The sequence below is a fragment of the Amycolatopsis sp. H20-H5 genome, from assembly GCF_035828755.1.
Taxonomy (GTDB): domain Bacteria; phylum Actinomycetota; class Actinomycetes; order Mycobacteriales; family Pseudonocardiaceae; genus Amycolatopsis.
In genome coordinates this window covers 1-16,182 of record NZ_JAYMZS010000160.1, presented here as the reverse complement: position 1 = coordinate 16,182, position 16,182 = coordinate 1, and the positions used below count along the sequence as shown (strand labels likewise).

The window sequence follows — 16,182 nt, the reverse complement described above, 5'->3', positions numbered from 1 at the left end:
GATGTGCGCTGGGCGCATACTTGTTGTGGCCTCGTCGGGTCGGTCTGGTGTGGTAACTCGATCCAACCCGACGAGGTTTCTTCACGTTCACAAGGGGTTCGCGTGTGGGTTACAGCCACAACTTCTGACCACATGCTTAGACACAACCTGTGTCAGTGGACTTGACAACTACCGGCGCCGCCACCTCGTCAACATCCCCGCCCGCCTCGCCCGGCCCCAAGGCCGCGAAGTCCTGCACCTGCCAGCGCACTGGCCCTGGGCAGACGCATTCACCGGCCTGCACACCGCCACGACCGGCCCACCACACACCGCCTGACCACCACCCACACCGCCCCACCAGGCCCGACCGGACAGATCACGTGGACACGCTGGGCAAGCCAGCCGATCCCACACACCCCGAACCAGACGACAAGATCAACAAACCACCAAAGATCAACACGAAAACAATCGGTGGATCCAGGCTAAGTTGCTCCCGCTAGAAAGCAGAGCACTAAATGCGCCGCTCCGCAATCACCCATAATAACCGGCGGGTGTTCGCGATCCAGCAGGTCGGGGTTCCTGCTCGAGATTTAGGTCGCCGAATTGACGTTGCCGAGTTCCTGTTCGTCGCCACTGCGAGAGCATCTGACCTGCGCCTTTGAGCGCTAGTCGCAGCACACTCGATTTGCGGTAGTTCAGCTTGTCTGATTTGATGATGACCCACAATCCTCGAAAAATAATCATGCCTTGGCTGCCAACCGGCACGTCGAACCACCCATCCGAGTGCGGCCGGTCGATTTTGTGGAGCCCAAAAATCATAAGGGCTATCCGAATCATGGCAGCAATCTGATCAGGACTGAGGCAAAGTCGAGTATTGGTGGGTTGACCTGCTGGTTTCGGGGTTGAGACACACCGAAGATCGCACGGTTCGGAGCAGGCACGGCTGGACCGTTGATCACGCGGGTTCCTACGCCATCGTGATGTTCGGAGCCTCGCCGTGCCTGCTATGTCATCTTCTCCCATCGCTGTCTTGGCCCGCCACCTGGCCCCGCTGGGCGAGCTGGCACCGCGGGAGCGGGGTGGTTTGCTTGAGGTGTTGGAGTCGGTGCCGGACCCACGTAAGAAGCGGGGTGTGCGGCACCGGTTCCCGGCTGTCCTTTTCGTGTCGGTGTGCGCGGTGCTCTCCGGTGCGCGGTCGTTCGCCGCGATCGCCGAATGGACCGCCGACGCGGTCGAGGACACTCTGTGCGGGAGGGGGATCGGCGCTCCGCACGCGTCCACCGACACGATCGCCGAGGTGACCGATCTCGTCGTCACCGCCGATGCGCTGCACGCGCGGGCGTGAGCACGCCGAGTACCTGCACAGCCGCGGCGCGCACTACGTGCTCACCGTGACGGGCAACCAGAAAACGTTGCGCAATCAGTTGGCGGGCCTGCTGTGGAAGGACGTGCCGATCGGGCACCGCGAGACCGACACCGGCCACGGCCGTGTGGTCACCCGCACCTACAAGGTCGTCACCATCGCCGCCGGGATCATCTTCCCGCACGCCGCCCAGGCCGTTCAGATCGTCCGGACCCGCAAACGCAAGGGCAGCGGCAAGCGTGCGACCCGCGAGACGATGTACGCGGTGACGTCCCTGACCGCCGCACAGGCCCAGCCCACCGAGCTGGCCCGCTACCTCCGCAGGCACTGGCACGTGGAGAACAAACTGCACTGGGTTCGCGACGTGACAATGGGCGAAGATGCCTCCCAAGCACGCACCGGCGGCGGCCCCAGAATGATGGCCAGTCTCCGCAACCTCGCCATCAGCCTGCTGCGCCTGACCGGCCACACCAACATTGCCAAAGCCATACGCCACATAGGAAGAAAGCCCAAACAAGCCATCAAACTGATCTCAACCAGCTAAAACACGACTTTGCCTCAGCCCTGGGGCAGCCCCCCACTTCTGTACCGAAGTGGAGGGCTGTCCCGAAGCTCAAGACAGTGGGTTCACGATACGGAGCTCGTCGTGGTCGAATTGGACGAACTCGCCGATCAGCCCGCCGGTCAGGGCGGCGAACCAGACCGCGGGGCGGACGTCGGTATGCCGACGCTCCAGGACGACCTCCTGCTCGCTGCTGCTGACCTCGACGTAGTCACCGAGTTCCCGCACGGTCATCCCGGCCTCCCTGGCGGTGTGGACGATGGGTGCGAATTCGGGAATGTTGAGCACCATGATCGCGGGCATCAAGAGTTCACCAGCCCGACGTGCTCGCCGACGAGGGCGGCTTTGCGCTGCCACATCGCTTGGACGGCCGGTTCCGGCATGGCGGCGACGTCGGCCAGTGCGCGCAGGGTCAGGTGCGCGTCGCGCATGTCGATCTCGCCGAACGCCCGCAGGGGGCGGGTGATCTCCAGCTGGATTCCGTTGGGGTCGTCGAAGTAGATCGACTCCAGCAGTTCGTGTGCCAGCGGGGGGGTGACCCGCACACCCTTTTTCTTCAGTTTGGCCCGCCAGGACAACAGTTCCTCCTCGGTGTCGACATGGAAGGCGAGATGACGCGAGCGGTGCATGACGTCGCCTGGCGCCTCTTCCCGCGGCATCCCGAAGTAGTAGAAGAAGGCAAGGTAGTTTCCCTTGCCTAGTCCGAAGAAGAAGTGCACGAAGTCGGGGAATTCCTCGGTCACCCAGCCGGTCGCGGTAATGGCGTGCACCAACGGGAGGCCGAGGACCTCACAGTAGAATTCGTAGGTGGCGGCCGGGTCCCAGGTGACCATAGCGATATGGTCCACGCCGGATAGATTCAGCCCTGGGGCTTGGGTCAGCTTCACGAATCACTCCTTGCCATGCTGACGGAAAGTGCTTCTCGGACTGCTTTCTTGTCGACTTTCCCGACGGCGGTAAGTGGCAGTTCAGCGACTGACCGGAGCAGCTCGGGGATTTTGTAGTGCGCGATCCCGTGTTCGGCGAACACTTCGCGCACGTGGTCGATGCCCAGTTCCTGTTCGGCTCGTGACACCACGACGAGGCAGACCCGTTCGCCGAACACTTCGTCGGCCACCGGTACCACCACCGCGTCGAGTACCGGCAGCAACTTGCGGGCGAGGATCTCGATCTCCTCGGCGGAGACTTTCTCCCCGCCCCGGTTGACGAGGTCCTTGAGCCTGCCCTCGACGACCAGGTTGCCGCTCCGGTGCATCCGGACAAGGTCCCCGGTGCGGTACCAGCCGTCAGCGGTGAAGCTGCGCGCGTTGTGCTCGTCGGAACGGTAGTAACCCCTCGGGGTATATGGACCCCGAGTGAGTAGCTCGCCGATTTCGCCGGGTGGGACGGCACGGTCGTCTCCGTCGACGATCCGTACCTCGTCGTGAGCGCAGATCGGACGCCCCTGGGTGGCGAACCGCACCGCGTCCGGGTCGCCGGGACGGGTGTAGTTGAGCAGGCCTTCGGCCATCCCGAACACCTGCTGCAGCTGGGCGCCGAGCACTGCCGGGACTTCCCGCGCCAAAACCGGGTCGAGTACCGAGCCGCCGACCTGCAGCAGGCGCAGGCTCGACAGGTCCGGCGCCGACCGGCCGGCCGATTCGACCCAGCGCTTGGCAATCGCCGGGACCACCGCGGTGACGGTGACGCCTTCCGCGGCGATGACGGCGAAGGCAGCCACCGGTTCAGGAGAGCGTAGCAGCACGACCCGCCCGCCATTGGCGAGCGAACCGAGCACTCCGGGGCAGGCGAGCGGGAAGTTGTGCGCCATGGGCAGGGTGACCAGGTACACCGTGTCCGGGCCGAACTCGCACACTTCCGCGCTGCGCCTGAAGTTGTAGTCGTAATCGTTGTGCGTGCGGGCGATCATCTTCGGCACTCCGGTGGTTCCGCCCGAGAGCAGGAACAGCGCGACGTCGTCGGCCGCCGGCTCCAGTGCGTCGAGACGCAGCCGCCGCTCCACCGGATCGCCCACGACCTCGGCCAGCCTGCGCAGGTCGACGTGTCCGGGGCGAATCTCCGAGCCGAGAACGAAGACCCGACATGGTCCGTCCTGTTTGGACGCTACCTGCGCGGCGAGGCTCTGGTGGTCGAACTCCCGCAGCACATCCGGCACCAGCAGGGCCCTGGCCGACGCCGTCCGCGCCAGGTGTTCCAGCTCGTGACTTCGATGGGCGGGCAATGCCATCACCGGAGCCAGACCGGCACGGAAACAGGCCAGCACCACCACCACGAACTCCCAGCTGTTGGGCAGCTGGACCAGGACCCGGTCGCCGGGGTGCAATTCCCAGCCGTGTAACGCCTCAGCCATCGAGTCCGCACGTTCGGCGAGCTGACGGTAGGTGAGCCGGACCTCGCCGTCCACAAGCGCGACACGATCCCCGTAACCGTCCGCCCATTGCCACATCCAGTACCCCAGCGGGCGGTCACGCCACAGCCCGGCCGCCCGGTAGCGGGCCGCGTACTCCGGCGGCCACGGCACGACGTCGCTCATACCCGCACCACGAGCTCCGAGTCGGCGACCTCGTCGAGCGTTTCGGCGACGATGCCGAGCTGCTCGGCCAGGTAGCCCGCGATCGCCGTTACCGTCGGCCGGTTCCAGAGCAGCGTCGCCGGCAGCGGAACGCGGAACAGCTTCTCCAGACGCCGCCGGATCACCAGCGTCATGACCGAGTCCAGACCCATCTCCAGCAGCGGTTTCCGCAGGTCGAGGTCTTGTGCGGGCATCTTGATCTCATCGGCGACCAAAGCCCTGACCTCGCCGGCGAGCCGATCTTGACGCTCCTCGAGATCGAGCCCGGTCCAGTCCACACCGGACGCGCTGTCCGTGGTCTGGTCGTCCTCGACCGTGATCTCCCGCAGCAGCGGTATCGGTCGCCCGGCGTCCATCGCGATCATCCGCAACACCGCGAAGTACGAACCCGCGCGGCGCTCGGCGAACTCCCAGGATCGGAATGCCTCGGAGAGCGAGATGTCCGCGGTACCTCGGGCATTCAGTTCGAGGTCGATCACCGCGGAAGACGTCGACATGCCCAACCCGCGCCAGGACGTCCAGCCGAAGCTGATGGTGTCTTCCGGGCGCTGTGCGGCCAGTGCGTCGAGGAAGGCGTTTGCCGCGCCGTAACTGGTCTGACCAGGCAGCCCCAGCAGGTAGCCGCAGGACGAGAACAATGCGAAGAAGTCCAGACTGCCCACCGGGAACAGCTCGTTGAGCACCCAGGCACCGCGCACCTTCGGCGCCATGACCGAAGCAAGGGACTCTTCGTCGACGTCGACGAGCATCCGGTTGTCGAGCACCCCGGCGGCATGCACGATCCCGGTGATCGCGGGCAGGCCCAGCGCTGCCGGATCGAGCGCCGCCGCGGTCGCGGCCGCGTCCGTGACATCGAGCGCAATGATCTTGACCGTGACTCCGAGGCCTTCCAGCGCGCGCACGGCGTCGATCTGGGCGAGCACGGCCGGGTCGGTGCAGTGCTCCCACTGAGCGCGGGGCGAAAACGGCCGACGCCCCGCGAGGACGAGACGGCGAGCGCCGCGACCGGCGAGCCAACGAGCGACTTCGAGACCGAGGACACCGATACCGCCGGTGACGAGGTAGGTGCCGTCCGGCCGGCACTGGACCGGGGCGCGGACGATTTCGTTGTCCGCGGGAGCGAGCCGCGAGGTGGTGAGCTCACCTCCGGTGATCCGGATGACGTCCTCGTGCGTGCCCGAGCGCAGTACCGCGATCAGCTTCTCCGCCGAGGCCCGTGTTCCGTCGACCTCGACGATGCCGCCCCACCGCTCGGGATGCTCACCGGCCACGACGCGACCGACTCCCCACATCGGGGAAGCCGCCGGCGAACCGGCGGTCACCGCCCACACCTTGCCGCCACTCCACGAAGTCACCCGCTGCACAACCGAGGTCAGTAGCCAAGCGGAATCCACCGCGGCGGCGGCAACATCGGCACCGGTGACCGGCACGACGAGGATGGCGATTTCACCGTTCAATTCCGGACAGAGCGCATCAAGACTGTCCGCGTCGTCGACGTGATAGGTGGTGATCCCGGCGGCGAGGGCAGCGTCCCCGAGCTCCGGTGCGTCACCGACCACCACGACGGCGTCGAGTCCACCGGGAGCGTCGAGCTCCAGTTCACGCCAGACGAGCTGGTGTACGAGCCGGCTCGGACTGACCGAAGCGCCAGGGTCGCCGTCGAGCACGCCGTACCGCAGGCCCGTCATCGTCGCGACGACCTTGCCATCCTCGGCGGCAATGTCGACGTGGACGGTGTCGTTCTCCCTGCCCTCGGCCACCCGGACGTGTATGACCACCTTGGACGGAGACTCGCCGTCGAGCGCGACCTGCCGGATCCCGGCGGGCATCCGCAGGATCGGCGGCCCGGCGAAGACGACCGACGCTATCGAAAGCGCCGCGTCGAGCACGGAACCCCAGGTGTCGGGCTTCTCGAACCCGGAGTCCACGAACGCGAGCAGCTCCTGCCCATCAAGCTCGCGGAGTTCGTCGATCTGCCACGGAAAGCCCATCGCGGCGACACCGATACCGGCCAGCCGGTCGATGACGAAGGAGTTCGGCAGCACGACCGGGCAGGTGGATCGAAGCGCCGGAATGTCCAGCACCTTGTCCACAGGGGAACCGGTGGGATCGATACCCGCGGTGGTGTGCGTGAGCCAAGCGCCTTCGGCATCGGCGTCCTCGCCGAGCGCGCGTGAGGTCAGTCGGAGAGTGGAGTCCTGATAGGACACTTGCACCTCCTTCGGCATGGCGACCGCGACCGGGGTCCGCAGGGTGACGTCGGCCAGCGTGGCGAGTTCGCCGTTCTGGGCGGCCGCGGTGGCGAACGTGTTCAGCAGGACGGCCGCGGGGATGATCTCCACGCCCTGCACCGGATGGTCCCCCGGGTACGGACTGCAGGATGAGTCCAAATAGGTCTGCCACAGCTTCAGCGGGCTCGAACCGGTCACCTCGGTGAGTCCGCCCAGCAGGGTGTTGCTGTCGACGTCGTGCTGAAGCGTCGGACGTCCGGCGCCGGATTCACGCCAGAACCTCTTGTGCTGCCAGGCCATCGTAGGGAGGTCGACCAGGTCACCGGAGTCCCCGGTGAAGCGGACCGGCGAACCGGCGCAGTGCAGCGCGCCGAGGTTGTCCAGCAACGTCCGCTCGTCGGCGGTGTTGCGACGCAGCGAGCCGCCGACGTAAACCTCGGAGATATCGAGCTCCTCGAGCGTCTCCGAGATCGAGTGCGCGACGACGGGATGTGCGGAAACCTCGACAAAGCTGCGGTAGCCGTCCTCGAACGCCGCCTGAACAGCACCCGTGAACCGCACCGGGTTGCGAAGGTTCGCGGCCCAGTACGAGCCGTCACGCAGCGGTTCGGCCCGAGGGTCGGGAAGCGCGGTCGTGTACACGGGGATGGTGGCGATGGCGGGGTCGACCGCGTCGTCGACAGCGGCGATCAGGCGTGGCAGCAGGGGTTCCATGTGGGCGGAGTGGAATGCGACGTCGGAGGCGACCCGGCGCACGACCAGCTCTTCCGACTCCCAGCGACGAGCGAGGGCTTCGACGGCGTCGATATCACCTGCCACCACAGTGGACAGCGGAGAGGCGGCGATCGCAGCGACGACGTCGTCGCGCCCGACAAGCCGGGCTTCGACCTCAGCGAACGGAAGGTTCACCATCGCCATCGCGCCCTTGCCCGCGACCTCGCGCAGCAAGACCGAGCGACGGCAGATCAGGCGGGCACCCTCGGACAACTCCAGCGCGCCGGCGACGACCGCGGCCGCGATCTCACCGACCGAGTGCCCGATGACCGCCGCAGGCTCGACACCGCGGTGGCGCCATACCGCTGCGAGGGCGACCTGTACGGCGAAGATCATCGGCTGGATGACGTCCACTTCGGTCAGGTCGTCGTCCAGTAGCACTTCACGCGGCACTAACCCGATCTCCTCGGCGAAGATCGGCCCGATCTCGTCGAGTACCCCGCCGAAGACCGGTTCCTTCACCAGCAGGTCCCGGCCCATGCCGACCCACTGCGAACCGTGCCCGGAGAACACCCACACCGGGCCAGCACCCTCGATCACTCGGCCACTGCTGACCCCAACCTGCTTCTCCCCTGCCGCAACGGCCTTCAGCCCGGTCAGCAACTCGACGTAGTCGGCCGCGACGACGGTCGCGCGATGGGTGAGGTGGGCGCGCCGCTCGGTGAGGGTGTGGTGGATGGAGGCGAGCGGCGCGTTGCCGCCATCGTGCTCGAGCCAGTCGATCAGCTTGGTGGCGACGTCGGCGAGGCCGGTCTCGGTGGCGCTGGAGATCGGGAAGACGAGCCTGCTGCCGCTGTCCGGTTTGAACGACGGGACGGGGTCCGGGCCTTGTTCCAGGACGATATGGGCGATCGTGCCGCCGTAGCCGTAACCGGAGACCCCCGCTCGCCGCGGGTGGTCGCGTTTCGGCCACCGGCGCGGTTCGGTGACGACCTCCAGACCCGCTGTGCTCCAAGGAATCGCCGGGTTCGGCTCGGTGAAGTTGAGGCTGGGCGGCAATTCGGCGTTCTGTAGCGCGAGGACGGCCTTGATCACGCCGGCTACCCCGGACCCCGCTTCGAGGTGACCGATGTTCGACTTGACCGAGCCGATGAGACAGGGCGCTTCCGCTGGGCGGCCGGCGCCGAAGACCGCAGCCATCGCGGACGCCTCGATCGGATCACCGGCGCGAGTGCCGGTTCCGTGCGCCTCCACGTAGTCGACGGTCGCCGGATCGACGCCGGAGACCCGGTATGCCTGGCGCAGCAGGTGGGTCTGCGCTTCTCCACTGGGTGCCATGATGCCGTTCGTGTGGCCATCCTGGTTGACCGCGCTGCCGCGGATGACCGCGAGCACCCGGTCGCCGTCACGGTCCGCATCGGACAGCCGTTTGAGGACGATCATTCCGGCGCCTTCTCCACGACCGTAACCGTTGGCTGCCGCGTCAAAAGACTTGCAACGTCCGTCGGGCGAAATGGCACCGGCGGCGTCGAGCACCATGGTGAGCCCGGGCCCGGCCATCACGTTCACGCCGCCGACCAGGGCGAGCGGAGTCTCGCCACTGGCGAGGGCCCGGCAGGCGAGATGGATGGCGACGAGTGAAGCCGAACATGCGGTGTCGACGGCGAAACTGGGACCTCGCAGATCGAGCGCGTAGGAGATGCGGTTGGCGACCGCGCACATCGACGCGCCGATCCCCGTCCAAGCTTCGATCCGAGGCAGGTCCTCCAGCAGTCGCCGGCCGTAATCGTCGGAGCCGACACCGACGAACACCCCGGCGTCACCACCGCCGAGGCTCATCGGCGGGATCCCGGCGTGTTCCAGTGCCTCCCACGCCACTTCCAGCAAAATGCGCTGCTGGGGGTCCATGAGCTCGGCCTCGCGCGGCATCACTCCGAAGAACTCGGCGTCGAAGCCGTCGATGTTGTCCAGGAAGCCACCGAAGCGCGTTGTTTTGCGCAGAGCTGCCGCGTTCTCCGAACTGGCATCCAAATAGGACGCCCAGCGTTCTTCGGGCACCTCGGAAATGGCGTCCCGTCCTTCGATCAACAGCCGCCAGAAATCCTCCGGCGACGCCACCCCGCCGGCCAGGCGGCAGCTCATGCCGACGACGGCGATGGGTTCGTATTCCTCGGAGTTCACGTTCTGCTCAGTCATCGAATTCCTTCGCACACCGTCGGAACTAGGAGAAGAGGGCTCGACGCGCCGGAGACGACCCCTCGTCGTGGACCACACCGTGTTTGACGAGAACCACTGTGCTGAGAACAATTCTTGAACAGCCGGTTCAAGGAGATGTCGAGCGAATGTCAAGCGGAGCAGGGAAGTAGCGAGCGGAGACAGCAAAAGGCCCCTCGAGAAAATTGCCGTCACGAGGGGCCTTGCGGGAGTTCAGTGATTCAGAAGGTATGGCAAGTCGGCGACCGTAGTGGCCACGCGGCGATGAGGTCGACACGGCCGGTCACGAGCGCGAGATGTAGCCGCGTAGGCCAATCGTCGCGGTTGGGCGCCGCACTCACGGACAGAGCCCAGTCCGTCGGGCCATCGACCAGCACCGGGAGGCCGGTTTCGGTCCGGATCCGCTCGGCCTCGTCGAGTAACGACGGCCACGGCTCGCATCCTTCAGGCGAGCGCAGATAGATCCCGTTCACCCCTTCCTGCCCCAGTTCGACACATTGCTCGATCCGGCGGTCACCGCGTGCCGACCAAGCCGTTCCCTCATCAGCGGAGAGTCGGTCCAACACGGCGAGCACTGAGACACCTTGCCCGGCAATAGCGATCAGATGGGGAAACGGGGAAGCGTCTTGGCCGTCGGCGCAGGCGCCGAGGACGGTTGCTCCGGCGGCGACGAAGTCCTCCGCTTGTCTTTGCCAGTTCTCCGAACCCACAAATACCCCAAAGGTGCAGCCCTGCTTTCCGTTCACCGCCTTCCATTCGGCGTGGTCGACCGGCGACGGGTCGGTCATTCGGTCCGCCAGTACGAGCGAGCTGCCGGTGGCCGCGCAAGCGAGGGCGAGCGCGGCATGCTCGGCCGGATCACCGCCGAGCACACTGACGAACCTGCCGTTGAGCACGATGGGACCGAGGCGTAGCGGGACCTGCATTGCCGAATTCGCCGGCTTTCCCGCCGCGAACGCGCGTTCGGCCTCGTCGATCCGGTCGGCGTGGCGGCGGCGTAGCCCGGTGTAGGAGATCGCAGCGGTTCGGGTGATGAAGTGCAGGCCGAACTGTGACGACGGCATGGAAAGTCTGGCGTCGAAGGTCTCCCACCAGCGCATGCTCAACGCGGCGGCGTCTTGGGTCCGAGCGACCGCGCCACGACGTTCGTGGTGATACTGCGCGAAAGCGGTGTCCGTCCGGTCCGATCGCATCAGTGCGCCGGAGAGCACGATCGCATCCTCCATCGCCAGCTTGGTCCCGGAGCCGACGGAGAAATGCGCGGTGTGCGCGGCGTCGCCGAGTAGGACGGCGTTTTCGTGCCACCAGTTCTCATTGTGCACCAGGCGAAAGTTCGCCCAGTAGCTCTTGTTGCCGACAAGTTCGCGGCCGCCGAGGTGCTCGGCGAACAGCTCGGTCAGATAGCGTCGGGAGTACTCGTCGGTGTCTCCCGCTACTTGCGCGGCCAGTGTCGAAGCATCCATCCCCGCGGACAGCCAAGTGTCTTGGTCCGTCTCGACGATGAACGTGCTCATCCCGCCGCCGTAGGGATAGGCGTGGGCGGCGAATGCCCCATGTTCGTTGCGGACGAACGGGAAGGTGACCGCGTCGAACGACGCCGTGGTGCCGAACCAGATGAACTTCGCGGCCCCTGGTTCGACTCGCGATCCCAGTTTTCCGGCGAGCGCGTCACGGTTGGCCGAACCGACTCCGTCGGCGATCGCGACGACGTCCGCCTCCGCGGCCGCCGACTCCCAGGTGAGCCCACTGTGGAAATCGATCTCCGCACCGGCACGAATCGACTGTTCCTGCAGGATCTTCAGCAAGGTTCGCCGGGAGATCGCGGTGAACCCGTAACCGCCGTAGCGCAGAGCGGAATCGCCTTGGCGCAACTCCATATCGGACCATGACACGCTTGCCGCCGTGATCAGCGCGTGCGTCTCGGGGTCGGCGGCCTCGAACGCCCACATCGTCCGCGCGGAGAACACGACACCGAAACCGAAGGCGTCGTCGGCGCCGTTGCGCTCGTGTACCTGGACCCGCGCATCCGGGTCGGCGAGGCGCAGTAGCCTTGCCAAGAATAGGCCGGCGGGACCGCCGCCGATCACTGTGACACGAAGCGAGCGCATCCGGCCCTCCGAGTTCTTCATCGATTTTTCTTCCTCTCTGTAATTCTCGCCACCCCGAGTCGAGAAAGGACCGGGCGAATATCAAGCCGAGGTCGAGGCGTGTTTCCTGGGCACGCAAAGAGAAACGGGCGTGCCCACCACCTGTTCGGCAGTGGGCACGCCCGTGGTCCAGAGCGCCGGTCAGGAGACCTTGGCGGGACGGCCGATCGAGGTGCCGACCGTGATCGCGCCGACCAGGAGCAGCACGCCGATGATCGCGAGCGAGACAGCGGTACCGGTCGCCGAGCCACCGTAGGCACCGATGACCGCGCCGAGGATCGCGACACCGAGCACCGCTCCGGTCTGCCGGGCCGAGTTGAGCGCACCAGAACCGATCCCCGTCTGCTCCTTCGGCACCGCGCCGACGATCGCGGTGATCAGCGACGGAATGGCGAACGAGACGCCGAAACCGAGCAGCAGCAGCCCGACACAGCTCATCACCACGGAAACCGGCGAATTCGACGTGAAGGGCACTTGGATCAGGACGCCGGCCGCCATCAGCAGGAAGCCGATGACCGACGGAACCCGTGGGCCGATCTTCGCGACCAAGCGGCCGGTGAAGATCGGGTTGAACGCCGTCGGCAGCGTCAGCGGCAGGAAGGCGACCCCAGCGATGATCGCCGAGTAGCCCCGCGTCTCCTGGAAGAACAACGACAGTACGAACAGCGCGCCGGACAGTCCGAAGTTGACCAGAAGCCCAGCGAGCAGGCCGGCAGAGAACGTGCGAATGCGGAAGAGGCCGACCGGCAGCATCGCTCCGTCACGGCGTTCGAGCAGCACGAACACGATCCCGGCCACGACAGCGACGGCGAAGGCGCCGAGCACCGACGGGCTGGTCCAACCGAGCGGAGCGCTCTGGATCAGGCCGTAGGTCAGCCCGGCCAGTGCGACGATCGCGGCGAGCTGGCCGCCCAGGTCGATGCCCCGCGACGCGCGACGGACCGTCTCCTTGGCGAACTTGGCGGTGAGCACGATACTGACGAGCGCGACAGGCACGTTGACGAGGAAGATCGCACGCCAGCCGACGGTGTCGGTCAGTACCCCGCCGATGACCGGTCCGGCGGCCAGTGCCATCCCGGTGATCGCGGCCCAGCCGCCCAGCGCCTTCGCCCGGGCAGCCGGATCGGTGTAGGAGTTGGCGATGATGGCCAGCGAGGTCGGCAGCAGCGCTGCCCCGGCGATCCCCAGCAGGGTGCGCATCGTGATCAGCATGCCGATCGAACCGGCGGCCGCGGAGACCCCGGAGATGACAGCGAAGGCGCCGAGCCCGACGAGGAACACCCGCTTGCCACCGAACTTATCCGACAGCGCGCCCGCGGTCAGCAGCAGCGCCGCGAACGTGAGCGTGTAACCGTTGGACACCCACTGCAGGGAGCTGAGGCTGCCGTGCAGGCTGGCGCTGATCGAGGGCAGCGCGACGGTCACGATGGTGGTATCGAGCAGCACCATGAAGTAGCCCAGCGACAGGCCGAGCAGTAGAAGGGGACTCGGGCGTCCCGTCCCGGGCGCGGAGTCGAGCGCCGTGGAGGCGTGGGCTCGCGGTGTTTGGGTGGACATTTTTTCTCCCCTGGAGTGTGCACGGTGATCTTCGACGCGCATTTGTCGTGAATTACATCCGCGAAGAGGACGGCGTTCTGCTTCGAATTCCTCAGCGGACGCCGCACCAGCGACTGAGATCAGACTCCCATCTCCCGGGTCAGGAGAGAAGCGGGGAGATACGATAGGTCGAATCGGCGTATCCGATGATCATTTTCGGAAGATCATCGGCCGGGGATCATCCGTACTGGGAGGTGGCCGCATGGAGCTCAGGCATCTGCGAGCGTTCCGCGCGGTCGCGAGGACGTCCAGCTTCACCCGAGCGGCCGCTGAGCTGCACTACGCGCAGTCCAGTATCACCGAGCAGGTTCAGGCGCTGGAGACCGAGCTGGGGGTCGCGCTGTTCAGCCGTATCGGGCGCAAGCTGGCATTGACCCCGGCCGGGGAACGGTTGGTCGGCTACGCGGACAACGTGCTCGCGCTGGTCGAAGAGGCCAGGAACGTGGTCGAGGACTCCGCGGAACAGCCCTCGGGAGAGCTGACCGTCGGCGGCTTGGAGACACTGTGTGCCACGATCGTGCCTGGCGCGCTAAGCCGGTACCGGAGCAAGTTTCCGCAGGTCAAGGTTGCTGTACGACAGGAGAATCGCGGACAGTTGTACGCGTCGGTCCGCCGTGAGGACATCGACGTCTGCCTGACCTTCGGCACTCCGCCCGCCAGCGCGGAGCTGCGCAGCGAGACCTTGTTCTCCGAGCGGCTGGTGGTCATCGTGCCGCGCGGGCACCGGCTGAGTGAACGCAGCCCCGTCGAGCTCAGTGACCTGCGGGGCGAGGAGTTCCTAGTGACCGAACCGGGCTGCGGGTTCCGCGAGATGTACGACCGTTCGCTCGGCAAACTGGGCGCCGACGGTCCCCGGATCGCCGCCGAGGTCGGCAGCATCGCCGCACTGAGCAGCTGTGTCGCGGCCGGCATGGGCTGCGGCCTCCTGCCTGAACTCGCCGTCGCCGCACGTCATCGCGGAACGGAGTTCACCGTCCTGTACCCCGCCGAGACGGCCGAGAGCGGCAGCTACCGCGCCACGGTGACGATGACCTGGCAGCGGCGCTGGGAAGAAAAGCCCAGCGTGGCAGCCTTCCTGCGGATCGCGCGCGAGACGATGACCCAAGGTCAAAACACCTGAAAGCTGACAATGCAGACATATCTTGGAGATGTGCGTGGCATGGCTCACAGTGCGGGAATAATCGGAAACGGACCTGACTGGCCCATTACGGCGGCCGACTCAGCCATTCGGGTCAGCGATCCGTGCGTAACACAAGAAATATCTCGACTTGTGGGTTAGACATCTAAGCGCCGTGTAAGAATATCTTCCGTCCGGGGGAACGTCTCGATCATTAAGCTGGGGGAACCGATCCGTATGCATATCCAATTACTGGGAAGACTCAGAATCCGGCGTTTCGACGACGAGGTCACCCTCTCGGCGGCGAAACAACGTTCCGTGCTGGCGACCCTCGCCGTGCACGCGGACACCCATGTGCCCCTGGGCGTGCTCGTTGACGAGCTGTGGGAGAGCCGGCCACCGGCCACCGCGGTGCGCACGGTGCAGACCTACGTCTACCAGATTCGGCGCTCACTCCAGCTCGCCGCGAGCCGCGCGGAAACCGACCACAGTTACGCGGCCTTGTTGACCTCCAGCCGAGGATACGTCCTACGACTCGGTGAACACTCCGTAGTGGACACCACGCTTTTCCGTGACTTGGTCAAGCGGGGGCGAGCGCGTCTTTCCGCCGACGAGAACGACGAGGCAGTGCGCGACCTGCGGTCCGCGCTGGAGCTGTGGTCGGGTCCCGTTTTCGGGGATGTGCCGAAAGGTTCCGCGCTCGGCGCCGCGGCGATCAGCCTCGAGCAGGTCCGCACGCGAGCGAGAGAGATGCTGTACGACGCGGAGTTGCGCTGTGGACGGCATGACGACATCGTCGACGAACTGGTCGGCTTGACACACGCCGATCCCACCCAGGAGCGATTCTCCGCGCTGCTGATGACCGCCCTGCTCCGCGGTGACCACCGCGCCGAGGCACTGCGCGTGTTCCACAATCTCCGTGCAGCGCTCGACGCCCAATTCGGTGTGCCGCCTTCACCGACTGTGCAACGCGTGCTGAGTCAGATCCTGACGGACAGCAGTAAAAACGCGGGCGCCATGCTCACTCACTGAGCCTTTTTCATCCTGTGGCGATCTCATGGTTTTGGAGCACGTGGATGGCTTTGGCGAGTTGTCCAGCGCGGCGGGGCAGCAACGGAGCTTGCGTAGGACGCGCCAGTGCTTGAGTTGGGCGTTGGCGCGTTCGCCAGGGCCGCGCAGTCGGGCGTGAGCGCGGTTGGCGTCCTTCTGGGATTCGGGTTTGTCGCGGCCTTTGTATGGGGTGATCACCTGCTGGCCGGTCTCGTCGTAGCCGTGGTACCCCTGGTCACCCAACGCGATCAGGTCGGCGTCGTGCAGGGCGGCGAGAATCTGCCAGATTCGGGTGGCGGCGGTGTCATGGGTGCTGCCGGGCAGTTCGCTGGAGACCCACAGGATCGTCCCGTCCGGGGAGGCGATGACCTGTAAGTTCATTCCATGCATCTGATGTTTGCCCGAGTAAAAGGGCCGGTCCGCGGCCAACGCGGTCGATAGGGACCAGGGTGCCGTCGACGATCACGTAGGCCATATCCTCGCGTGCGGCTTTGTGCAGGGCAGCCCGTAGCTTAGGCCTTGCAGATAATTAACACGCTGATGTGATCTTGGCGATGAGGTCGGGTAGCGGGATGGGCAGGGTTACCGGCTCGATTGTGGTGCCGTGCTCGGCGAGGAACTGACGGGTCTCGGTGAT

Annotated in this window: 10 protein-coding genes and 1 pseudogene; 4 read left to right on the top strand and 7 right to left on the bottom strand. The window is 66.0% G+C overall.

Annotated features, from left to right (window positions below; translation table 11 throughout):
- Positions 1-985 precede the first annotated feature (985 nt).
- Positions 986-1,324, top strand: a complete 339-nt coding sequence (locus QMK34_RS43145; protein ID WP_326420624.1) for a transposase family protein — start codon at positions 986-988, stop codon at positions 1,322-1,324.
- A complete protein-coding gene (locus QMK34_RS43140; protein ID WP_326420623.1) occupies positions 1,302-1,886 on the top strand; it encodes an ISAs1 family transposase in 585 nt (194 codons plus the stop codon). Before QMK34_RS43145 ends, QMK34_RS43140 begins: the two co-directional genes overlap by 23 nt.
- 69 nt (positions 1,887-1,955) lie before the next feature.
- On the opposite strand, the gene QMK34_RS43135 is transcribed toward QMK34_RS43140, so the two are convergent.
- The 6 genes from QMK34_RS43135 to QMK34_RS43110 all read right to left on the bottom strand — a co-directional run bounded on the left by QMK34_RS43135 (position 1,956) and on the right by QMK34_RS43110 (position 13,339).
- Positions 1,956-2,207 carry a hypothetical protein gene (locus QMK34_RS43135; RefSeq protein ID WP_326420622.1) on the bottom strand — a complete coding sequence of 84 codons (252 nt, stop codon included), beginning with the start codon at positions 2,205-2,207 and terminating at the stop codon, positions 1,956-1,958.
- Positions 2,207-2,752 carry a VOC family protein gene (locus QMK34_RS43130; protein ID WP_326420621.1) on the bottom strand — a complete coding sequence of 182 codons (546 nt, stop codon included), beginning with the start codon at positions 2,750-2,752 and terminating at the stop codon, positions 2,207-2,209. The genes QMK34_RS43135 and QMK34_RS43130 overlap by 1 nt, the downstream gene beginning before the upstream one ends.
- Positions 2,753-2,787: 35 nt before the next feature.
- Complete coding sequence (locus QMK34_RS43125) at positions 2,788-4,437, bottom strand: (2,3-dihydroxybenzoyl)adenylate synthase (protein WP_326420620.1); 1,650 nt, start codon at positions 4,435-4,437, stop codon at positions 2,788-2,790.
- Positions 4,434-9,617 carry a type I polyketide synthase gene (locus QMK34_RS43120; protein ID WP_326420619.1) on the bottom strand — a complete coding sequence of 1,728 codons (5,184 nt, stop codon included), beginning with the start codon at positions 9,615-9,617 and terminating at the stop codon, positions 4,434-4,436. The genes QMK34_RS43125 and QMK34_RS43120 overlap by 4 nt, the downstream gene beginning before the upstream one ends.
- 239 nt (positions 9,618-9,856) lie before the next feature.
- Positions 9,857-11,764 carry an FAD-dependent monooxygenase gene (locus tag QMK34_RS43115; protein WP_326420618.1) on the bottom strand — a complete coding sequence of 636 codons (1,908 nt, stop codon included), beginning with the start codon at positions 11,762-11,764 and terminating at the stop codon, positions 9,857-9,859.
- Positions 11,765-11,923: 159 nt separating this feature from the next.
- Positions 11,924-13,339, bottom strand: coding sequence for an MFS transporter (locus QMK34_RS43110; protein ID WP_326420617.1), 1,416 nt, complete (start codon positions 13,337-13,339; stop codon positions 11,924-11,926).
- A gap of 241 nt (positions 13,340-13,580) precedes the next feature.
- Between QMK34_RS43110 and QMK34_RS43105 the strand changes: the two genes are divergently transcribed.
- Together QMK34_RS43105 and QMK34_RS43100 are read left to right on the top strand one after the other, a co-directional pair.
- Positions 13,581-14,498 carry a LysR family transcriptional regulator gene (locus tag QMK34_RS43105; RefSeq protein WP_326420616.1) on the top strand — a complete coding sequence of 306 codons (918 nt, stop codon included), beginning with the start codon at positions 13,581-13,583 and terminating at the stop codon, positions 14,496-14,498.
- Positions 14,499-14,732: 234 nt separating this feature from the next.
- The gene (locus QMK34_RS43100) at positions 14,733-15,527 is read left to right on the top strand and encodes an AfsR/SARP family transcriptional regulator (protein WP_326420615.1); all 795 of its coding nucleotides are present in this window, start codon (positions 14,733-14,735) and stop codon (positions 15,525-15,527) included.
- A 7-nt stretch (positions 15,528-15,534) separates the two neighbouring features.
- Here QMK34_RS43100 and QMK34_RS43095 read toward each other — a convergent pair.
- Positions 15,535-16,062 (bottom strand): annotated as a pseudogene (locus QMK34_RS43095) (transposase family protein); the annotation flags it as partial.
- Positions 16,063-16,182 lie beyond the last annotated feature (120 nt).

What these genes read in the sequence shown, in the direction of transcription:
- QMK34_RS43125 (WP_326420620.1), bottom strand. Translation starts at nt 4,437, where the DNA reads ATGAGCGACGTCGTGCCGTGGCCGCCGGAGTACGCGGCCCGCTACCGG.
- QMK34_RS43105 (WP_326420616.1), top strand. Translation starts at nt 13,581, where the DNA reads ATGGAGCTCAGGCATCTGCGAGCGTTCCGCGCGGTCGCGAGGACGTCC.
- QMK34_RS43100 (WP_326420615.1), top strand. Translation starts at nt 14,733, where the DNA reads ATGCATATCCAATTACTGGGAAGACTCAGAATCCGGCGTTTCGACGAC.
- QMK34_RS43115 (WP_326420618.1), bottom strand. Translation starts at nt 11,764, where the DNA reads ATGAAGAACTCGGAGGGCCGGATGCGCTCGCTTCGTGTCACAGTGATC.
- QMK34_RS43140 (WP_326420623.1), top strand. Translation starts at nt 1,302, where the DNA reads ATGCGCTGCACGCGCGGGCGTGAGCACGCCGAGTACCTGCACAGCCGC.
- QMK34_RS43135 (WP_326420622.1), bottom strand. Translation starts at nt 2,207, where the DNA reads ATGCCCGCGATCATGGTGCTCAACATTCCCGAATTCGCACCCATCGTC.
- QMK34_RS43145 (WP_326420624.1), top strand. Translation starts at nt 986, where the DNA reads ATGTCATCTTCTCCCATCGCTGTCTTGGCCCGCCACCTGGCCCCGCTG.
- QMK34_RS43110 (WP_326420617.1), bottom strand. Translation starts at nt 13,339, where the DNA reads ATGTCCACCCAAACACCGCGAGCCCACGCCTCCACGGCGCTCGACTCC.
- QMK34_RS43120 (WP_326420619.1), bottom strand. Translation starts at nt 9,617, where the DNA reads ATGACTGAGCAGAACGTGAACTCCGAGGAATACGAACCCATCGCCGTC.